The sequence below is a fragment of the Streptomyces sp. NPDC079141 genome (genome assembly GCF_040686775.1).
Lineage (GTDB): Bacteria > Actinomycetota > Actinomycetes > Streptomycetales > Streptomycetaceae > Streptomyces.
This window is the reverse complement of the sequence record NZ_JBFBLP010000001.1, coordinates 822,061-841,461: the sequence shown is the minus strand read 5'-3', so window position 1 is coordinate 841,461 and position 19,401 is coordinate 822,061. Positions and strand designations below refer to the sequence as shown.

Here is a 19,401-nt window from a genome sequence, read left to right as displayed (position 1 = left end):
ATCGACGGACGGCAGCATCGGGCGGCCGCTCACCAGGCTTCCTGCGCCGTGGCCGCCCCCCGGGTGAGCTGATGGAGGCGTAGGGCCAAGTGGGTTTCCAGGGCTCGGGAGGGGGTGTTCCAGTCGGGGCCGAGGAGTTGGGCGACGCGTTCGAGGCGCTGGACGACCGTGTTGGCGTGGACGTGCAGGGCGTCCTTGGCGCGCGAGAGGCTGGCGCCCTGGGCGTAGTAGGCGTGCAGGGTGCGCAGCAGCTCGGTGCCGCGTTCGGCGTCGTAGTCGAGGACGGGGCCGAGGACGCGCTGGACGTAGGAGGTGACGTCGGCGCGGTCGCCGAGCAGGACGCCGACGAAGCCGAGGTCGGCGATGTCGGCTCCCTCTCCGGTGCGGTCGAGGGCGTGGAGGGCGGTCAGGCAGCGCAGTGCCTCGGCGTGGGTGGCGGCCAGGTGGTCCGGTCCTTGGCCCGGGCCGGCGGCGCCGACGGTGACGGGTGTGCCGAGGATGCGGGTCAGGTCCGTGGCCAGGGTGCGGGCCAGGGGGCCGGGTTGCTCGCACGGGGCCAGGAGGACGACGTGGCCGAGCCGGGTGCCTGCCAGACCGCCCAGGTGGCGGGCCCTGCGGGTGGCCTCGGCGGTCAGCCGGGGGCGCAGCGGCGGCTCGCAGTCGAGGACGGCGACGGCGTGGGGCTGGGCCAGGTCGACCCCGAGGCGGCGGCCGCGCAAGGTCAGGCTTCCGCCGTCCCAGTGCGCCGACGAGGCGGGACCGTCGAGGAGGTCGTCGAGGAGTTCGCCGCGCACCCGGTCCTCGGCCTCGGCGACGGACCGGCGCATCAGCAGTAGAAGGGCCGTGACCAGCGCCGCGCGCTCGAACAGGCGTTGGTCCGCCTCGGACAGGTCGGCCCGTCCGGTCAGCACGATGCTGCCGAGCGGTTCGGCCCCGGCCAGTACGGCACAGGTCCACACGCCGTCCGCATGGACCGCGCGGCCGTCGCTTCGGGAGGCCGTCAGGCTCTCGGCGCAGGGTTCCACGGGCAGGGTCCCGGCTCTGGCCAGTTCGCTGCCGTCGGTGTCGTGGACGGCCACACCGCCGCCGAGCAGCGCTCCGATCTCGGCGGCCACGTCGTCGATTCCGGCGCCGCGCAGCACGAGCTTGGTGAGGCGGTCGTGGGCGTCGGAGGCCCGGTGCAGCGCGTCGCTGTGGGCGCGGGCCGTCGCGTTGGCGGCTTCGAGCCGTGCCAGGGTCTTGCGGGTCTCCTCCAGCAGGCGGGCGCTGTCGATCGCGACGGCGGCGTGGTCCGCGAGCGAGCCGAGGAGGGCGATGGCGTCGGGGGGAAACTCGCGGGGGGTGCGGTCCGCGGCGAACAGCACTCCGATGATGTCCTCGCCCACGCGCAACGGGACGCCGAGGATCCCGCGCAGCCCTTCCTCGGCCACGCCGTCGTCGATCGCCCCGGTGTGCCGGAACCGCTGGTCGGTGCGGTAGTCCGTACTGGCGTAGGGCCGGGCGGTCTGCGCGACCAGCCCGCCGAGCCCTTCGCCCATGCCCAGCCGGAGCTGTTGGAAGGCCGCGGAGACGGATCCGTCCGTGACCCGCATGAACGTGTCGCGCGCGATCGGGTCGTTGAGCGTCAGGTAGGCGACATCGGCACCCAGCAGCGTCCTCGCCCGCCTGACGATCGCGCGCAGCACGGCGTCGAGATCGCGCAGGCCTGCCAGGTCGCCCGCGGTGTCGAACAACGCCACCAGTTCCGCCTCGCGGCGGCGGTACTGGTCGAGTACGCGCCGCACGGACAGGGCGACTTCGGTGGTCTCCTCGATCCACGCGGCGTCCGCGGCCCCGTCGGCACGCGAGCGGGCCGGCTCGGCCGCGAGCTCCTCGGCGGGGGCGTCGGCGGCGAGGAGCTCCAGCAGCCGGCGCGCGCATGCCTCCGTGCGTGCCGCTGTGCGCGGTTCGGTTCCACGGCCGACGGCCATGACGCCTCCTCTCGGGCGGGTGGAGCGGGCTCAATGACTTTCAGGTGTCGCGTCGGACGGGGGTCGCCCGCCGTGCGGTGCCCGGCCCGGCGGATCCGGCCGAGAGGTTCGCGGTGCCGCGTCCGAGCGGATTTCAACCCGTGGCCCGGCAGACCCGGCTCGGCGGGCTTCAGCTGTCGTGTCAGGTCTGACCTGGCCTGGCGGGCCTGGCCTGGCGGGCCTGGCCTGGCGGACCCGGCCCGGCGGACCCGCCCGGGCGCCGCTCCCGTGTCGTGTCAGGCCCGGTCGGCCGCCGGGACGGCGGGAGTGGTCGTCGGCTCTTCGGCCTCGTCCGCCGAGCGGGTGAGGTCGCGGCCGCGGGTTTCCCTGGTGACGGCCACGGTGATCGTCGTGACCACGGCTGCCACGCACAGGTAGACGCTGACGGGCGTGGAGGAGTCGTAGTCCTTGAGGAGTTCGACGGCGATGATCGGGGCGAGGGCGCCGGCGACGATGGAGGCGAGCTGGGAGCCCATGGAGGCGCCGGAGTAGCGGACGCGGGTGTCGAACATCTCGGAGATGAACGCGGCCTGCGGCCCGTACATCGCGCCGTGCAGCAGCAGGCCGACGGTCACGGCCAGGGCGATCACGGTGAACGACTCGGAGTCGACCAGGCCGAAGAAGACGAACGCCCAGACCGCCATGCCCACGGAGCCGATGAGTGTGACCGGCCTGCGGCCGACGCGGTCGGACAGGGCGCCCCACGCGGGGATGGTGACGAAGTGGACGGCCGAGCCGATCAGCACGGCGTTCAGCGCGGTGCTCTTGGGCAGCTCCAGGTGGACGGTGACGTAGACCAGGAGGAACGAGGTGAGGATGTAGTACGAGATGTTCTCGCCGAAGCGGGTGCCGATGGCGGACAGGACCTCGCGCCAGCTGCGCCGGAACACCTCGACGACCGGGGCCTCCTCCTTGATGCCCTGCGCGGCGGCGGCCTCCGCCTTGGCCTGGGCTTCCAGGAACACCGGGGACTCGGACACCGACACCCGGATCCACAGGCCGATCACCACGAGGACCCCGGAGAGCAGGAAGGGGACGCGCCAGCCCCAGGACTGGAAGGCGGCCTCCGACTGGAACGCGGCCAGCAGCGCCAGCACACCGGTGGCGAGCAGGTTGCCGCCGGGCGCGCCCGCCTGTGGCCACGACGCCCAGAAGCCGCGGTGCTTGTCGCCGCCGTGTTCCGAGACGATCAGGACCGCCCCGCCCCATTCACCGCCCAGTGCGAAGCCCTGGATCAGGCGCAGCACGGTCAGCAGGACCGGCGCGCCGACGCCGATGCTGTCGTAGGTGGGCAGCAGACCCATGGCGAAGGTGGCGCCGCCCATCATCAGCAGGCTGACCACCAGCAGCTTCTTGCGTCCGATCTTGTCGCCGTAGTGGCCGAAGACGATGCCGCCGAGCGGCCGTGCGGCGAACCCGATGGCGTACGTGATGAAGGCGATCAGCGTGCCCACCAGCGGGTCGGCGCTGGGGAAGAACAGCGTGTTGAACACAAGGGCTGCGGCCGAGCCGTAGAGGAAGAAGTCGTACCACTCGATGGTGGTGCCGATCAGGCTCGCGGCGACGATGCGGCTGATGCCGCGGCGCGGTGTGGCGGTGCTGTCAGACATGGGTTCACCGGGTTTCACGAACGGGACAGGACGGGGTGGTGCGGGGACGGTGTGCGGCGGCGCGGGGGCGGTGGTGGGTCAGCCCGCGGTCCAGCCGCCGTCGAGGGGCAGGGAGGCCCCGGTGAGGTAGCCGGTGTGGGGGCCGCACAGCCACAGGACGGCGGCGGCGACCTCGTCGGCCTCCAGGAGGCGCTTGACGGGGGAGCGGGCCAGCATGACGTTGGAGAGCACGTCGCCCTCGCTGATGCCGTGCGCGGCGGCCTGGTCGCGCACCTGGCCCTCGACGAGCGGGGTGCGGACGTAGCCGGGGTTGACGCAGTTGCTGGTGACGCCGTGGGGGGCGCCCTCGATCGCGGCGACCTTGCTCAGCCCTTCCAGGGCGTGCTTGGCGGCGACGTAGGCCGCTTTGTAGGCGCTGGCCCGCAGGCCGTGGACGCTGGAGAGGTTGACGAGCCGGCCCCAGCCGCGTTCGTACATGTGCGGCAGGACGCGGCGCATCAGCAGGAACGGTGCGGTGACCATGACCTTCTGGATCAGCTCGAAGCGCTCCGGGGGGAACTCCGTGAGCGGGGCCACGTGCTGCAGTCCGGCGTTGTTGACCAGGATGTCGACCTCGGCCGGGAGCAGGTCCACGGCTCCCGCGTCCGCGAGATCGGCCACGTGCGCCTCGCCGCCGGCGATCTCCGCCACGGCCTTGGCCGCCGCGGCGTCCCGGTCGACCACGTGGACGACGGCCCCCGCCTGCGCCAGGGCGAGCACGCAGGCCCGGCCGATGCCGCTGCCGCCACCGGTCACCAGCGCCGAACGTCCGCTCAGGTCGATCGCGGCGGCAGGCGGCGGCAGAGGGGCCGGGGCGGGAAATGTGTTCGTCATGGCCGGAAACAGTAGGGAGCACCGGGAGCCTCTCCCATGTATGCAACAGCCATAAAACCCGCCCTGGTGGTGGTGCCAGCCACCATAGAGTCAGATGTCAGCGGCCCAGGGAGCAGGTGTCCGACAGGGTTCCGGGCACCGCCCCGACGGGCAGATCGACGGTCCGGGACGCCGGCGGCCGATGCCCCGCCCCGAGCCAGCCCTCCAGCGCCTTGAACGCCGTCCGATGGCACGGCGTCAGAGGACGCAGCCGGTCCGGGAACGTGTCGACCAGCGAGTCGGTGTGCGTGCCGCCCTCGATCCGGTAGTAGCGGTGCAGCTGACCACGGCCGGCCTCGCGCACCATACGGGCGTAGACGTCGGAGTCCTCGCTGATCGGCAGCAGGACGTCCAGGGTGCCCTGCAGGGTGATCAGGGGCTTGCCGATGCGCCCGGTGAGCCCGATCTTCGCCACCGCCCGGTGGACCTCCTCGGGCCGCGCTGCGTAGTCGTAGTCGGCGTCACAGGCCGGCGTCCCCGGCGCGCAGTACGGCGTACCCGCCTCCGTCGCCCCGTCGAAGCCCGGGTCGACCTCCTCGCGGTAGATGCGCTGGGTCAGGTCCCAGTAGACCTTGTGGTGGTACGGCCACAGGAACTCCGACCCGGCCGGGAACCCCGCGCTGTGCAGGGCCTCCTGCGCCTGCCCGGCGCCCTCGCCGCCGGCGGCGTACACCGGGTAGTGCCGCAGCGCCTTGGGCAGGAAGTCCAGCAGGTTGGGTCCCTCGGTGCGCCACAGGGTGCCCTCCCAGTCGACTCCTCCGTCGTAGAGCTCGGGGTGGTTCTCCAGCTGCCAGCGCACCAGGTATCCGGCGTTGGACATGCCCGTCACCAGGGTGCGCGAGGGTGCCCGGTGGTAGTGCTGGGCGACCGTGGCACGGGCGGCTCTGGTCAGCTGGGTGAGGCGGTCGTTCCATTCGGCGATCGCGTCGCCCGGCGTCTCGCCGTCCCGGTGGAAGGCGAGGCCGGTGTTGCCCTTGTCGGTGGCGGCGTAGGCGTAGCCGCGGGCCAGCACCCAGTCGGCGATGGCCCGGTCGTTGGCGTACTGCTCGCGGTTGCCGGGGGTGCCGGCGACGACCAGGCCGCCGTTCCACCGGTCGGGCAGGCGGATGACGAACTGGGCGTCGTGTTTCCAGCCGTGGTTGGTGTTGGTGGCGGAGGTGTCGGGGAAGTAGCCGTCGATCTGGACGCCCGGCACACCGTCAGGAACGGCCAGGTCCTTCGGGGTCAGCCCGGCCCAGTCGGCCGGGTCGGTGTGACCCGAGGCCACCGTGCCCGCCGTGGTCAACTCGTCCAGGCAGGCCGCCTGCTGGTGCTCCGCGCCGGGCACGCGTACCTGCGTCCCCTGCGCGCAGTGACCGCCCGGACTCGCGGTTGCGGCCGTGGCGGGCAGGGGAGTGAAGGCGAGGGCCGCCAGGGCGAGGGCTGCCGGAACACCCCGCTGCCAGGGGCGTGTCGGGGAGCCGGGGGAGAGACGACGCATCGGTGTGCCTCCGAGATCGCGGATAGGGACGCGCGGAGGCTATGACGCCGATTCGTCTTGACACATGGGTTGGTCAACCACCGTCCGGCCCCTGACGGTGGGTCGGGACACCACCCCGGCCGGTCTGCCCTGTGCTGTACACGTCCGGTCGAGGGCGCGGCCATGGATGCCCGGGACACAGGCCTTCCGCCGACCATGTTTGTCCCGCCCATGTCAGCCCGTGGCTCCGCGGCCCGATGATGCACGCCACGTCAAGTGCCGGGCGGGACCCCGGCATCGCTCCACGACGTGCCCCCACCCCACCAGGAGAGAGCCGTCATGACAGAGCCGTACCACCCCGTCCCCTCCGCCCGGAGCCGCCGCCTCGGCGGAGCCGTCCGCCGCTGGTTCACCGCGGCCGCCGGCGCCCTGGCCCTCACCGCCGGCCTGGTCGCCGCGAGCCCCCAGGCGTCCGCCGCGAGCCTGACCCAGGTCACCGGTTTCGGCACCAACCCCGGCAACCTGTCCATGTACGCCTACGTGCCCGACGGCCTGCCCTCCGGCGCCCCGCTCGTCGTGGCCCTGCACGGCTGCACGCAGAGCGCGAGCGACTACTACGCACACTCGGGCTGGCCGAAGTTCGCCGACAGTTACGGCTTCGCGGTGGTCTTCCCGCAGACCAGCAGCGCGAACAACGCCAACTCCTGCTTCAACTGGTTCGAGTCGGGCGACAGCGCGCGCGGACAGGGCGAGGCACTGTCGATCAAGCAGATGGTCGACAAGGCCGTCACGCAGTACGGCAGCGACAACGGGCGCGTCTACATCACCGGCCTGTCCGCCGGCGGCGGCATGACCGCGAACATGCTCGCCGCCTACCCCGACGTCTTCGCCGGCGGAGCCGTCGACTCCGGCCTGCCCGCGTACTGCGCGAACAGCGTCTCCGCGGCCTACACCTGCATGTACAGCCTGCCGGACAAGACCCCCGCCCAGTGGGGCGCCCTCGTCCGCTCCGCCGCACCCTCCGGCACCACCTCCTGGCCCCGGGTGGCGATCTGGCAGGGCACGGCCGACACCACCGTCAAGCCCGCCAACGCCACCGAACTGCGCGACCAGTGGACGAACGTGTGGGGCATCGGCCAGACGCCCTCCCGTACCGAGAACCTGACCGGCGGCACCACGCTGAGCGTCTACAACGACGCCTCCGGCCAACCCGCCGTCGAGGTCTACTCCGTCTCCGGCATGACACACGGACTCGCCGTCGACCCGGGCAGTGGCACCGACCAGTGCGGCACCACCGGCACGTACTACCTCGACACCATCTGCTCCAGCTACCACACCGCCCGCTTCTGGGGGCTGGACGGCGGCGACCAGGGCAGCGGGTCCCTGCCCGCACCCACGGGGCTGACGGTCACCGGCACCGGTGACACCAGCGCCTCCCTGAAGTGGAACGCCGTCGACGGCGCCGCCTCCTACAACGTCCACCGCGGCGGAACGAAGGTGGGCACCACCACCTCCACGACGTACACCGACACCGGCCTGGCGACCGGGACCTCGTACAGCTACACGGTGACGGCCGTGGACGCGGAGGGGACGGCGGGCGCGGCCTCCTCGACGGTGACCGCGACCACCACCGGGTTCACCCCCACCTGCCACACGGCCAGCAACTACGACCATGTGGCCGCCGGACGCGCCTACCAGAGCGGCGGCTACGCCTACGCCAAGGGCTCCGGCCAGTCGATGGGCCTGTGGAACACCTTCACCACACACACCCTCCAGCAGACCTCGGCCGGCTACTACGTCCTCGCCGACTCGGGCTGCCCGGCCTGACCTGTTGCTGACCACCACCTCCACCGGGGCCACCATGTGGTTGACACCCATGGTCGCCCCGGTGCCGTCTGCCTAGGCTCGCTGCCCGTCGGATGTACTCGCACCCGCTCTGACCAGCACGGTCAGCCCGGCTGCCCGAGCGAAAGGGACCGTATGGGTCTGGACAAGACAGTCGCGAGCGCCGTGGAGGCGGTGGCCGACATCCCCGACGGCGCCTCGCTCGCGGTGGGCGGCTTCGGGCTGTGCGGGATACCGGGCACCCTGATCGACGCCCTGTGGCAGCGTCAGGTGAGCGACCTGAGGATCGTCTCGAACAACTGCGGCGTCGACGACTGGGGCCTCGGGCTGCTGCTCGCCGCCGGGCAGATCTCGCGCATGACGAGCTCCTACGTGGGCGAGAACAAGGAGTTCGCCCGCCAGTACCTGAGCGGGGAACTGGAGGTCGAACTCGTCCCCCAGGGAACACTCGCCGAGCGGCTGCGGGCCGGCGGCGCCGGCATCCCCGCCTTCTACACCCCCGCGGGCACCGGCACCCAGGTCGGCGAGGGCGGACTGCCCTGGCGCTACGGCCCCGACGGTTCGGTCGCCGTGGCCTCGCCCGCCAAGGAGACACGCGACTTCGACGGCCGCCCCCACCTCCTCGAACACGGCATCACCACCGACTTCGCGCTGGTCCGCGCGACCATCGGCGACCGGCACGGAAACCTCGTCTTCCGTTCCTCCGCCCGCAACTTCAACCCGCTGGCCGCCATGGCCGGCCGGATCACCGTCGCCGAGGTGGACCACCTCGTCGAGCCGGGCGAACTCGACCCCGACGAGATCCATCTGCCCGGCATCTTCGTCCAGCGCGTGGTCCGGGTGAGCCCCGGCGACCCCGCGGCCGAGCGGCGCATCGAGCGCCGGACCGTTCGACAGGAAGGCACCGGCTGACATGGCCCTCACCCGCGAGCAGATGGCGGCCCGGGCCGCCCGCGAACTGGCCGACGGCTCCTACGTCAACCTCGGCATCGGCCTTCCCACGCTCATCCCCAACCACCTGCCGCCCGGTGTCGAGGTGGTCCTGCAGTCCGAGAACGGCATCCTGGGCGTGGGCCCCTACCCGACCGAGGACGAACTCGACGCCGACCTCATCAACGCGGGCAAGGAGACCGTCACCACCCTGCCCGGCGGCTCCTTCTTCGACTCCGCGCTGTCCTTCGGCATGATCCGCGGCGGCCACATCGACGCGGCCGTGCTCGGCGCCATGCAGGTCTCGCAGAACGGCGACCTCGCCAACTGGATGATCCCCGGCAAGATGGTCAAGGGCATGGGCGGGGCCATGGACCTCGTGCACGGCGCCGGCCGGGTCGTCGTGCTCATGGAGCACACCGCCAAGGACGGCACCCCCAAGCTCGTCGCCGAGTGCAGCCTGCCGCTCACCGGCCGGGGCGTCGTCCAGCGGGTGATCACCGACCTGGCGGTCGTCGACATCACCGAGGACGGCTTCGTCCTGGCCGAACTGGCGCCCGGCGTGAGTGTCGAGGAGGTCCGGGCCGCCACGGGCGCGCAGCTGATCATGCCGGACGGGATCAACTCCCTTTCAGCGTCCGTGCCGGACGGGATCAATTCCCTGTCAGCGTCCGTGCCAGACGGGATCAACTCCCTTGCAGCACCCGAGCCAGATACGGTCCCGTAGCGCTGCCCTCCGCCCGAGCCACCTCCGCCGGCGGGCCCGCCGCCACGATCCGGCCGCCCGCGTCGCCGCCGCCCGGACCCAGGTCGATCACCCAGTCCGCGCCCGCGACCACGGCCATGTCGTGCTCGACGACGATGACGGTGTGCCCGGCGTCGACGAGGCCGTGCAGCTGGTGCATCAGGACCTCGACGTCGGCCGGGTGGAGGCCGGTCGTGGGTTCGTCGAGGAGGTAGAGGGTGTGGCCGCGGCGGCCGCGCTGCAACTCACTGGCCAGCTTGATGCGTTGGGCCTCGCCCCCGGACAGCTCGGTCGCGGGCTGGCCGAGCCGCAGATAGCCGAGGCCGACGTCGAGCAGCGTGCCCAGGCTGCGCGCCACCGCCGGGGTGTCGGCGAAGAAGGCGGCCGCCGCCTCCACCGTGAGGTCGAGCACCTGCGCGATGTTCCGCCCCCGGTAGGTGACGTCCAGCGTCTCGGGGTTGTAGCGCGCGCCCGCGCAGTCGGGACAGGGCGCGTAGGTGCTCGGCAGGAACAGCAGCTCGACGCTGACGAACCCCTCGCCCTGGCAGGTCTCGCAGCGCCCGCCCGCCACGTTGAAGGAGAACCGGCCGACGCCGTACCCGCGCTCCCGCGCCGCGTCGGTGGCCGCGAACGCCTTGCGTACGACGTCGAAGAGGCCGGTGTAGGTCGCCAGGTTGGAGCGCGGGGTGCGTCCGATCGGCCTCTGGTCGACGGAGACCAGACGGCCCACGCCCGCCAGGTCCTGCGTGATCTCGCCGATGAGCGTGGACTTGCCCGAACCCGAGACGCCGGTGACCGCGGTGAACACGCCGAGCGGGAACTCGGCGGTCACCGCGCGCAGGTTGTGCCGGGTGACCGGGCCGACCTTCAACTGGCCGCTGGGGGTGCGCACTTCACGCGTCTCAGAGGGTGATCGGTCGAAGAGGAAGCGGGCCGTCGCCGACCCCTCGACCCCGGCCAGCTGCGGCACCGGGCCGCTGTGCAGCACCCGCCCGCCGTGCTCGCCCGCACGTGGGCCGACGTCCACCAGCCAGTCGGCGCCGCGGACGATGTCGAGGTGGTGCTCCACCACGAACACCGAGTTCCCGGCAGCCTTCAGCCGGGCCAGCACGGTCAGCAGGGCCTCGGTGTCCGCCGGGTGCAGTCCGGCGGACGGCTCGTCGAGGACGTAGACGACCCCGAAGAGTCCGGAGCGCAACTGGGTGGCCAGGCGCAGGCGTTGGAGCTCGCCCGCGGAGAGGGTGGGGGTGGCGCGGTCGAGGCTCAGATAGCCGAGGCCCAGTTCGACGACCGGGCCGATCCGGGATTTCAGGTCGTCGGTGAGGACGCGGGCGGTCTCGGAGGTGCCGTGCAGGAGGCCGGCGAGGTCGGTCAGCGGAAGCGCCGCCAGCTCGGCGATCGTCCGGCCCGCGAACGTCACCGCGAGCGCCTCCGGCCGCAGCCGGCTCCCGCCGCACGCCGGACAGGGCGCACTGGCCAGGAAGCGTTCCGCCTTGGCGCGCAGCGTCGGGCTCTTGGAGTCCGCGAACGTCTTCATCACATACCGCCGGGCGCTCATGTACGTGCCCTGGTAGGGCCGTTGGATGCGGTCCGCGTCCCGCACGGGATGCACGGTGACGACCGGCTGCTCGTCGGTGAACAGGATCCACTCCCGCTCCTCGGCGGGCAGTTCGTGCCACGGCCGGTCCACGTCGTGGCCGAGCGTGTCGAGGATGTCGCGCAGGTTCTTGCCCTGCCAGGCGCCCGGCCAGGCGGCGATCGCGCCGTCCCGGATCGACAGCGAAGGGTCGGGGACCAGCAACTCCTCGGTCGTACGGTGGACTTGGCCGAGTCCGTGACACTCCGGGCACGCACCGGCGGCCGTGTTCGGGGAGAAGGCGTCGGAGTCGAGCCGCTCGGCACCCGGCGGGTAGTCCCCGGCCCGCGAGTACAGCATGCGCAGCGAGTTGGAGAGGTTGGTGACCGTGCCGACCGACGAGCGGGACGTGGGCGCCGAGCGGCGCTGCTGGAGCGAGACCGCGGGCGGCAGCCCGCTGATCTCCCCGACCTTCGGCGCCCCGACCTGGTGGATCAGCCGGCGCGCGTACGGCGCCACCGACTCGAAGTAGCGGCGCTGGGCCTCGGCGTAGATCGTGCCGAAGGCGAGCGAGGACTTCCCCGAGCCGGACACCCCGGTGAACACGGCGAGCACGTCCCGCGGGATGTCGACGTCCACGCCCTTGAGGTTGTGCTCGCGGGCGCCGCGGACGCGGACGTGGGGGTCGTGGGGGTCGTGCATGCGGGGGATCTCCGTACGTACGCGGCCGGGACAAACTCCGCGATTCTATGCGACCGGGCCGGTCAGGGGCCGAACGTCCACACGTTCCCCACCGGGCGGCCGTCCCGCCGCAGCACCGTGCCGAGCAGCCGGGTCAGGTCCTCCTCGACCTCGGCGACCAGGTCCGCGCCGAAGACGCACAGGGACTCCTCCATCCAGTTTCCGTAGGTCCCCATGCGCAGGTCCTCGGTGACCTGGATGACGTTCTCGTCGGTGAGGTAGGCGTAGCACGGCCAGGGCAGCTGGCCCGGTCCGCCGACCCGGGTCGGGTCGCAGCGGGTGCCGTTGATGTACCACTTGAGCCGGTAGAGCCGGTCCCCGGGCCGTCCGCAGGCCCTGAGCCCGCGCGCGATCACGGCCTCCACCTCGGTGAGCAGCGGGTCGCGGCTGTGCTCCAGGGCCGCCGTGTGCCAGGTGACCGATCCGGGCGGCTCGGCGATGCCGTCGTACGCGGTCGCGTACGTGACCTCGAAGCGTTCCTCGAACCGCTTCCAGATCGCGTTGTGCTCCGCCTCGGGGATCCGGTTCGTCGCCGGGCGGTCCCGGGCGGGCTCGCCGGGCGGCGCCCACCGGTAGGTGGTGACCTCGGCGACCTCGTGGAACCCGGCCGCGAGATGGACGGGCACGAGGTCGCCGCTCGCCTCGGCCACCACGTACCGCAGCCTCGGAACGGAGTAGTTCCCCTTGGCCGCCCAGGCGGCCGCGGCGCGCACCAGGTCGGGACGCGGGGCGCTGATGCCGCCGATCGAGGCGAAGTCCGTGCCGGGGATGTGCTCGACCCAGACCAGGTCCACGAGCCGGCCGTGGCGCCGGCCGGTCAGGACGGCAGTGAAGCCCTCCTGTTCGGACAGGGGCGTGCGCTGCGCGGGGGCCGCGTCGGCGAGGAGCCGTGCCTTCTCGCGGTCGTTGTGCCAGTCGTCCCGTACCTCCGTGTCCGGCGCGGGTACGTCGGCGACGTCGGCCAGCAGCAGGGAGCGCTGGGGGCCGGGCGTGAACCCGGCGGCGAGCAGCGCCTCGGGGAGCCGCGGCCCGTCGTGGGAGTACACCTTCCACGTCACCGGCTCCACCCGCGCGGCGAAGATCTCCTGCTGCCGGCGGACCAGCGCGGCGAGGTCGTCGACGCCGGAGAGGTCCTTGTGATCGACGACGCCGTGCGTGCCGTAGTGCAGGCGCACCAGCGGGCCGTCCGCGTCGACGACCACGCCCCACAGTTCGGGCACGCGCCCGCACACCTGTGTGTCGTACGCTCCCCACAACACCCGCGGCCCCCCTCGGCTCACTTCACGATCGCAGCCAGCCGCCGGTACGAGTCCAGCAGCGCCGCACGATCGTACGTACTGGTCGTGACCAGCACCTCCTGCGCCCCCGTCTCCTTGAGCACCGTCTCCAGCTCGTGGGCGACCTGCTCCTCGGTGCCCGCGATGTGCCCGGCGAGTCCGGCCTCGTAGAAGCCGCGCTCCTTGGCGGTCATCGGCAGCGCCTCGATCCGCTCGGCGGGCGGCAGGGGCGGGAAGGTGCCGTGGGTGCGGGAGTACGCCATCGACCAGGCCTCCGGGATCAGCAGGCGGCGGGCCTCCTGAGGGGTGGCGGCCACGGCGATCGTGCCGGAGACGACGACGTAGGGCTCGCTCGCCCAGGGGGAGGGGCGGAAGTGGGCGCGGTAGTGGTCGATGCCGCGCTGCATCTTCTCCCGGTTGCGGAGGTCGCCGATGACCATGGGCAGGCCCGCGCGGGCGGCGATCGCGGCGCCCTCGCCCATGGCGAGCACGAACGGCGGCACGGTCAGGCCCTCGGCGGGGCGCGCGTGCACGCCCGTGGAGGAGGTGCCGCGGAACCAGCCGAGCAGTTCGTCGAGTTGGGCGGCGAAGTCGTCGGCGTCGTCCTTGTCCCGCCCGAGCGCCCTGCGCACGCCGTCGGTGAAACCGACGGACCGCCCGAGGCCCATGTCGATGCGGCCGGGGTGGAGGGACTCCAGCACCCCGAACTGCTCGGCCACGACGAGAGGTTGGTGGTTGGGCAGCATCACACCACCGGTGCCCACCCGGATGGTACGGGTGGCGGCCGCGACGGCGGCGGCCAGCACGGTGGGCGCGGAACCCGCGACACCGGGCACGCCGTGGTGCTCCGACACCCACACGCGGTGGTAGCCCAGCTCCTCCAGCTCCCGAGCCAGTGCCACCGTGTCGCGCAGCGCCTCTCCGGCCGGTCGGCCCTCGCGGGTGCGCGAGCGGTCCAGGACGGAGAAGCGGGTCTGCGCGATCACGGAACTCATGCCTGGTACAACAACGGTCGGCTCCGGGGATTCCTCACGGGGCGATGTTGTGGTTCAGGCGGAACAGGTTCCCCGGGTCGTAATGCCGCTTCAGGTCCGTCAGCCGAGTGAGGTTGTCGCGGTAGTTGGCCCGTACCCGGTCCTGGTCGTCGCCGTCCATGAAGTTCACGTAGCCGCCCTCCATGGAATGCGGTTCCAGCGCCGCGTGGAACGCGCGCACCCAGCCCTTCTGCGCCTCGCACTCCTCGCGGCTGGGCAGGGTCGGGCTGAGGGCGATCGCGTAGTCGGCGTCCCGGTAGGAGAAGGCGGTCTCCTGCGGCGCCACCCGGTGGCAGGCGCCGTCGACGGGGAAGACGACCGTCACGCTCTGGATGGACGGGGTGGTGGCGCCGTACTCGACGAGGGCGTCGACGGCACCGTCCGGCAGGTCCTGCGTGAAGGCGCCCTTCCAGTAGTGGTAGAGCCCGGGTGGCACCAGGTCGTCGAAGAGGGTGTTGATCACCGGGTACGGCATGCGTTCCAGGTGCCGGCCGAGCACGGGTCCCAGGGCGGCGACCCGGTCCCGGATCCGGTCGTCCTCCTCCTCGGGCCCGGTCCAGCAGGCGACCACGCCGCAGACCGGCCGCCCGTGCCAGCGCTCGGGCAGGAACGGCAGCGGCGGTCCGAGCCCGACCACGAACAGGGCGCCGAGCCGCTCGTCGGATTCGGCGATCAGCTCCCGGTATCGGCGGATCACGTCGCCGTCGAGCGGGAAGAAGGTGGGCCCGCCGAGAATGTCGGCGACGGGGTGCAGCCGGTAGGCGAACGACGTGACGACGCCGAAGTTCCCGCCGCCCCCGCGCACCGCCCACATCAGGTCGCTGCGCTGCTCGTCGGTGCAGGTCACGAACGACCCGTCGGCGGTCACCAGGTCCACGGAGACCAGGTTGTCGCAGGCCAGGCCGCAGCGGCGGGTCAGGTATCCCATGCCGCCGCCCGTGGTCAGGCCGCCGACCCCGGTGGTGGAGACGACTCCGCCGGTCGTCGCCAGCCCGAAGGCGTGCGTGGCGTGGTTGACGTCGGCCCAGGTGCAGCCGCCCTCCACCCGGGCCGTGCGGGATTCGGGGTCGACCCGGATGCCACGCATCCGGCCCAGGTCGAGGACCACGCCGCCGTCGCAGGTGCCGTAGCCGGGGACGCTGTGGCTGCCGCCGCGCACGGCCAGCGGCAGGTGCTGGTCGCGGGCGAAGTCCACCGCGGCGATGACGTCCCCGGTGTCCACGGCCCTGACGACGATCGCCGGACGCCTGTCGTGCATGGCGTTGTAGACCTTGCGTGCCTCGTCGTAGTCCGGCTCTCCGGGGCGGACGAGGTCGCCGCGTACGGCGCCGCGCAGCCGTTCCAGCAGCCGGTCGTCCAGGGTGGGTGTGTAGGTGGTCATGGCCCTCACCGGCTCTCCGCTTCGGGTACAGCACCGGTGTACGCCCTGTCGCCGCGCGGCCTCATCGCCGGAATGGCCCATTGCCCGGCGTGCGCGCATGGGCCGTTCTGCCCATGCGTGTCACACCAGGCCGTGCGTGTAGGCGTAGGCCGTTGCCGCGGCCCGCGAGGACACGTCGAGCTTGGCGAAGATGTTGTTGAGGTGCCGGGCGACGGTGTGCTCGCTGATGACCAGCTCGGCGGCGACGGCCCGGTTGGTCCGGCCCGCGGCGACCAGCCGCAGCACCTGGAGTTCACGTCCGGTGAGCCCGCCCGGCTGCCGTCGGCGTACCTCGGCGAGGAGGACCGCGGCCCGGCGCGCGTCGGGTACGGCGCCCAGCTGCCGGAAGGACTGCTCGGCGGCCTGCAGCTCCATCCGGGCACCCTCGTCGTCCCCGGCGGCGCGGTGGGCGGCGGCCAGGGTCATCCGTACCTGGGCCGCTTCGTACGGGACGTCCAGCTCGACCCAGAGCGCCAGCGCGCGGCGCAGCAGGGGCAGCGCGCGGTCCGCGTCACGGGCCGCGAACGCCACCGCGCCGGCCGCGGTCGCAGCTCCCGCGTGCAGCAAGGTCGCCTCCGATCCGCGCAGCCGCTGCCACTCCTGGGCCAGGGACGTCAGTTCCGCGGCCGCCGAGCGTGCCGCGTCGAGCCGGCCGAGGGCGAGTGAGACCTCGACCTGCGCCGAGAGCAGCCGGCAGCGCCCGAGCCGGCCGGCCGGCTCGGCGACGCTGCCCGCCCGGTCCGCGAGGGCCGGGCCCAGGGCGGCGGCCGACGCCTCGGTCTTGCCCTGCGCCAGCCGCAGCAGGGCGAGGCCGGGCTGCGGGTCCCGGCCGAGTTCGTGCGCGCGGTCGTAGGACCTCTCGGCTGCGGTCAGGTCGCCGCACCGCCGCTGGATCTCCCCGGTCAGATAGAACACCTCGGCGGCCGCCCCCCGCTCGTAGGGCAGCAGCTCCGCGCAGGTCCGTACGGCCTCGGTGAGGGCCTGGCGCCAGCTGCCGCGCAGCTCCAGCACCTCCACACGGTGCACCCGGCACAGGCCGCGGAAGTTGTTCTCCGCCGGCATCGCCGCACACCAGCGCATCGCCGCCTCGGTCCAGGCGGCGGCGCGCTCAAGGTCGGCGCACGCCATGGACTGCTGGAGGCCCAGGCAGTAGATCCAGCCGGTGAAGAAGGAGCTGAGTTCGCCGGCCATGACCGAGCACATCGCGTCGTCCAGCAGGTCGAGACCGTCACCGACCCTGCCCTGCGCCACCAGGACACCGGACTGCGCCTGGAGGGCCATGGCGAGCAGATCCCGGCTGTCGCAACGGCGTGCGACGTCGGCCATGTGCCGGGCCGCGGCCATCGCCTCGTCGAAGGCGCCGCGCTGCTGGGCCTCCTCGGTGTCGACCCAGGCGAGATAGCACTGCTCGACGCATTCCTGTTCGTCGCGCAGATGCCGTCGTGCCCGGCGCAGCCAGCCGGCGGCCACGGCCGCGCGCCCGGCCAGCTGATGCTCGTAGGCGAGCAGCCAGGCCATGTGCCCGGCCCGGCGGGCGGCGCCGGCCGCCGCGTAACCGGAGTAGGCACGCATGCGGTGGACGATCGACTCGTCGATCCGGCTCGTCCACCATGCGGCGTCGGCGAACGCGGCGCTGTCGTCGGGGGTGAGCCAGGCCGCGTCCAGGCCGCTCAGCAGCCGGTACGCATCGGCCCAGGCTTCGTGGGCCGCGGCGGCACGGGCTCGCCGCAGGGACTGCGTGACGGCTTCGTCGATCGTTCGCCCGGTCACCCGCGCCTCCCTTCTCGCGCGCCGCGAGCAGGATGGGCCCCTCACCAGGATAGGCGGGACGGACCGAGGGGGAGTCAGCCGACGGTGGCCTGGAGCGGTGGTACGGCGTGCTCGTGGTCGCAGGCGTCGTCGATGCCGTAGGTGTCCCAGGCCGGGAACGGGTCGGTGGCCGGGAGGGGCTCGTCCGCCGCCGCCAGGCAGTCGGTCAGTGCGGCCCGGAGCGCCTCCGCGCGCAGCTGTGTGCCGATGAACACCAGCTCCTGCGCGTACGCCGCCTCGTCGTCGCGCGCCGCCGACGGCTCGAACCGGGCCACCGAGCCGGCCTGCGACCACAGTCCCGTCACGTGCGGGCGGCTGGCCAGCGTGAAGAAGCCCTTGGAGCGCAGGATGCGGCCGTAGGCGCCGCCGTCCAGCCGCTCGGTCACGAACGTCCACAACCGCTCGGGGTGGAAGGGCAGTTCGGCGCGGAAGACGGTGGAGGAGACGCCGTACTCCTCGGTCTCGGGGACGTGGTCGCCGTTGAGTTCCTGGACCCACCCGGGTGCCTGCTGGGCCCGTTCCAGGTCGAACAGGCCGGTGTCCAGGACCTGGTGGAGGTCCACTCGGCCGTGCACGGCCGGGACGATCCGGGCGGCGGGGTTGAGGCGGTCGAGCGCCGCCCGCAGCCGGGCCGCGGACTCCTCGTCGATCAGGTCGAGTTTGTTGAGCACGATGACGTCGGCGAACTCGACCTGGTCGACGAGGAGATCGCTGACCGTGCGCTCGTCGTCCTCGTACGGGGCGAGCCCGCGTTCCGCGAGTTCGTCGCCACGCTCCAGCTCGGGCAGGAAGTTGGCGGCGTCGACGACCGTGACCATGGTGTCCAGGCGGGCCAGGTCGCCGAGGGTGGCGCCGTCGTCGCGGGCGAAGGCGAAGGTGGCCGCCACCGGCATCGGCTCGGAGATGCCGGACGACTCGATCAGCAGATGGTCGAAGCGTCCCTCGCGGGCCAGCCGGTCGACCTCTTCGAGCAGGTCGTCCCGCAGGGTGCAGCAGATGCAGCCGTTGGTCATCTCGACCAGGCGTTCCTCGGTCCGCGACAGGGCCGCCTCGCCGCCGCGCACCAGCGTGGCGTCGATGTTGACCTCGCTCATGTCGTTGACGATGACGGCCACGCGCAGGCCCTCGCGGTTGCCGAGGACATGGTTGAGCAGGGTGGTCTTGCCCGCCCCGAGGAATCCGGAGAGCACGGTGACGGGCAGCCGGCGGTGGTCGGTCATCCGCTCAGCCCTCGGGGCGCAGCAGTCCGCGCTCGTACGCCTTGACCAGGCGCTGCGGTACGAGGTGCTGGACGCCGTCGACGGTGACCGGCACCAGCGTGGGGGTGGCGGCCTTCCACTGCGCTCGGCGGTGGCGGGTGTTGCTGCGGGACATCTTCCGCTTGGGGACGGCCATGTCGTACCTCCTCGGTGGGTGAACACCGAGGACGCTACATGAAAATGGATCCCATTAACAATTGGCGTGGGGGTGGCTCAGCGGCGGGAGCGGACGCGGGCGTCCTTCGGCGGATCGATGAACTGCAACTCCAGCGTGAGCGGCGGTTCTGCCAGGCCGGGACCGCCCGCGGCCACCCACTGCACGACCTCCTCGGTGCTGGCGTCGTCCATGGCGAACCCGATCCAGACGGGCCGCCCGCCGGCCCGCCGGCCCGCGGCCGAGGGGCCCACGACGATCACGTTGGCCTGGTCGCAGGGGCCCAGGCAGTCGGTCGTGCGGATCCGTACGCCGTGCTCGGCCGCGGCGGCGCGCAGCAGCTCCAACTGGCCTTCGTGGTCGGTGCCGGGGAGCTTGCGGGCGTTGCCGCAGCAGCAGCCCCGGCAGACGACGAGGGAGCAGGCGGAACCGGTCAGGGGCGTACGGGGCTTCGAAGGCATGACAGAAGCATGAGGCCTCCGATGATCAGCGTGGCGGGCGGGGGAGGGTCGGACGTGCTCTTCGACTGCTCCAGATCGCCGTGTTGCGCATGGGGCCTCCCGTCAGCGTTCGCGTGCGGTGTCGCCTCCAAGTGGCCGCCCGGGGCAGGGAGGTTGCCGG

Annotated in this window: 15 protein-coding genes; 3 read left to right on the top strand and 12 right to left on the bottom strand. The window is 72.5% G+C overall.

The features are described from left to right. Window positions 1-29 precede the first annotated feature (29 nt). The 4 genes from AB0Q90_RS03925 to AB0Q90_RS03910 all read right to left on the bottom strand — a co-directional run bounded on the left by AB0Q90_RS03925 (window position 30) and on the right by AB0Q90_RS03910 (window position 6,011). Entirely contained in the window at window positions 30-1,970 is a 1,941-nt protein-coding gene (locus AB0Q90_RS03925; protein ID WP_363158840.1) for a GAF domain-containing protein, read from the bottom strand. A 275-nt stretch (window positions 1,971-2,245) separates the two neighbouring features. Beyond that, window positions 2,246-3,619: an MFS transporter gene (locus AB0Q90_RS03920; protein WP_363158839.1), complete on the bottom strand. Its 1,374-nt coding sequence runs from the start codon at window positions 3,617-3,619 to the stop codon at window positions 2,246-2,248. A 78-nt stretch (window positions 3,620-3,697) separates the two neighbouring features. Further along, a complete protein-coding gene (locus AB0Q90_RS03915) occupies window positions 3,698-4,492 on the bottom strand; it encodes a 3-hydroxybutyrate dehydrogenase (RefSeq protein ID WP_363158838.1) in 795 nt (264 codons plus the stop codon). A gap of 97 nt (window positions 4,493-4,589) precedes the next feature. Next, window positions 4,590-6,011 carry a tannase/feruloyl esterase family alpha/beta hydrolase gene (locus AB0Q90_RS03910; RefSeq protein ID WP_363158837.1) on the bottom strand — a complete coding sequence of 474 codons (1,422 nt, stop codon included), beginning with the start codon at window positions 6,009-6,011 and terminating at the stop codon, window positions 4,590-4,592. Between the two features lie 318 nt (window positions 6,012-6,329). Here AB0Q90_RS03910 and AB0Q90_RS03905 point away from each other — a divergent pair, with 318 nt between their 5' ends. The 3 genes from AB0Q90_RS03905 (at window position 6,330) to AB0Q90_RS03895 (ending at window position 9,492) form a co-directional block, all read left to right on the top strand. Then, entirely contained in the window at window positions 6,330-7,817 is a 1,488-nt protein-coding gene (locus tag AB0Q90_RS03905) for a PHB depolymerase family esterase (RefSeq protein WP_363158836.1), read from the top strand. Window positions 7,818-7,970: 153 nt separating this feature from the next. Beyond that, the gene (locus AB0Q90_RS03900) at window positions 7,971-8,747 is read left to right on the top strand and encodes a CoA transferase subunit A (RefSeq protein ID WP_363158835.1); all 777 of its coding nucleotides are present in this window, start codon (window positions 7,971-7,973) and stop codon (window positions 8,745-8,747) included. 1 nt (window position 8,748) lies between these two features. Further along, window positions 8,749-9,492, top strand: coding sequence for a CoA transferase subunit B (locus tag AB0Q90_RS03895; protein ID WP_363158834.1), 744 nt, complete (start codon window positions 8,749-8,751; stop codon window positions 9,490-9,492). On the opposite strand, the gene AB0Q90_RS03890 is transcribed toward AB0Q90_RS03895, so the two are convergent. The 8 genes from AB0Q90_RS03890 to AB0Q90_RS03855 all read right to left on the bottom strand — a co-directional run bounded on the left by AB0Q90_RS03890 (window position 9,452) and on the right by AB0Q90_RS03855 (window position 19,241). Next, window positions 9,452-11,788 (bottom strand): excinuclease ABC subunit UvrA, encoded by a 2,337-nt coding sequence (locus tag AB0Q90_RS03890; RefSeq protein ID WP_363158833.1) that lies wholly within the window; start codon window positions 11,786-11,788, stop codon window positions 9,452-9,454. The genes AB0Q90_RS03895 and AB0Q90_RS03890 overlap by 41 nt on opposite strands. A 62-nt stretch (window positions 11,789-11,850) precedes the next feature. Beyond that, entirely contained in the window at window positions 11,851-13,047 is a 1,197-nt protein-coding gene (locus tag AB0Q90_RS03885; RefSeq protein ID WP_363158832.1) for a DUF2716 domain-containing protein, read from the bottom strand. A 56-nt stretch (window positions 13,048-13,103) separates the two neighbouring features. Then, entirely contained in the window at window positions 13,104-14,099 is a 996-nt protein-coding gene (locus AB0Q90_RS03880; protein ID WP_363158831.1) for an LLM class flavin-dependent oxidoreductase, read from the bottom strand. A gap of 34 nt (window positions 14,100-14,133) precedes the next feature. Further along, window positions 14,134-15,519: an FAD-binding oxidoreductase gene (locus AB0Q90_RS03875; protein WP_363158830.1), complete on the bottom strand. Its 1,386-nt coding sequence runs from the start codon at window positions 15,517-15,519 to the stop codon at window positions 14,134-14,136. A gap of 120 nt (window positions 15,520-15,639) precedes the next feature. After that, window positions 15,640-17,328: a LuxR C-terminal-related transcriptional regulator gene (locus tag AB0Q90_RS03870; protein WP_363158829.1), complete on the bottom strand. Its 1,689-nt coding sequence runs from the start codon at window positions 17,326-17,328 to the stop codon at window positions 15,640-15,642. A 74-nt stretch (window positions 17,329-17,402) separates the two neighbouring features. After that, the gene (locus tag AB0Q90_RS03865) at window positions 17,403-18,587 is read right to left on the bottom strand and encodes a GTP-binding protein (RefSeq protein WP_363158828.1); all 1,185 of its coding nucleotides are present in this window, start codon (window positions 18,585-18,587) and stop codon (window positions 17,403-17,405) included. Between the two features lie 4 nt (window positions 18,588-18,591). Further along, window positions 18,592-18,762: a 50S ribosomal protein L32 gene (rpmF, locus tag AB0Q90_RS03860; RefSeq protein WP_071384327.1), complete on the bottom strand. Its 171-nt coding sequence runs from the start codon at window positions 18,760-18,762 to the stop codon at window positions 18,592-18,594. Between the two features lie 77 nt (window positions 18,763-18,839). Then, window positions 18,840-19,241, bottom strand: coding sequence for a (2Fe-2S) ferredoxin domain-containing protein (locus tag AB0Q90_RS03855; RefSeq protein WP_363158827.1), 402 nt, complete (start codon window positions 19,239-19,241; stop codon window positions 18,840-18,842). Window positions 19,242-19,401 lie beyond the last annotated feature (160 nt).

What these genes read in the sequence shown, in the direction of transcription:
- AB0Q90_RS03880 (WP_363158831.1), bottom strand. Translation starts at nt 14,099, where the DNA reads ATGAGTTCCGTGATCGCGCAGACCCGCTTCTCCGTCCTGGACCGCTCG.
- AB0Q90_RS03875 (WP_363158830.1), bottom strand. Translation starts at nt 15,519, where the DNA reads ATGACCACCTACACACCCACCCTGGACGACCGGCTGCTGGAACGGCTG.
- AB0Q90_RS03855 (WP_363158827.1), bottom strand. Translation starts at nt 19,241, where the DNA reads ATGCCTTCGAAGCCCCGTACGCCCCTGACCGGTTCCGCCTGCTCCCTC.
- AB0Q90_RS03910 (WP_363158837.1), bottom strand. Translation starts at nt 6,011, where the DNA reads ATGCGTCGTCTCTCCCCCGGCTCCCCGACACGCCCCTGGCAGCGGGGT.
- AB0Q90_RS03925 (WP_363158840.1), bottom strand. Translation starts at nt 1,970, where the DNA reads ATGGCCGTCGGCCGTGGAACCGAACCGCGCACAGCGGCACGCACGGAG.
- AB0Q90_RS03895 (WP_363158834.1), top strand. Translation starts at nt 8,749, where the DNA reads ATGGCCCTCACCCGCGAGCAGATGGCGGCCCGGGCCGCCCGCGAACTG.
- AB0Q90_RS03920 (WP_363158839.1), bottom strand. Translation starts at nt 3,619, where the DNA reads ATGTCTGACAGCACCGCCACACCGCGCCGCGGCATCAGCCGCATCGTC.
- AB0Q90_RS03915 (WP_363158838.1), bottom strand. Translation starts at nt 4,492, where the DNA reads ATGACGAACACATTTCCCGCCCCGGCCCCTCTGCCGCCGCCTGCCGCC.
- AB0Q90_RS03890 (WP_363158833.1), bottom strand. Translation starts at nt 11,788, where the DNA reads ATGCACGACCCCCACGACCCCCACGTCCGCGTCCGCGGCGCCCGCGAG.
- AB0Q90_RS03905 (WP_363158836.1), top strand. Translation starts at nt 6,330, where the DNA reads ATGACAGAGCCGTACCACCCCGTCCCCTCCGCCCGGAGCCGCCGCCTC.
- AB0Q90_RS03865 (WP_363158828.1), bottom strand. Translation starts at nt 18,587, where the DNA reads ATGACCGACCACCGCCGGCTGCCCGTCACCGTGCTCTCCGGATTCCTC.
- rpmF (WP_071384327.1), bottom strand. Translation starts at nt 18,762, where the DNA reads ATGGCCGTCCCCAAGCGGAAGATGTCCCGCAGCAACACCCGCCACCGC.
- AB0Q90_RS03900 (WP_363158835.1), top strand. Translation starts at nt 7,971, where the DNA reads ATGGGTCTGGACAAGACAGTCGCGAGCGCCGTGGAGGCGGTGGCCGAC.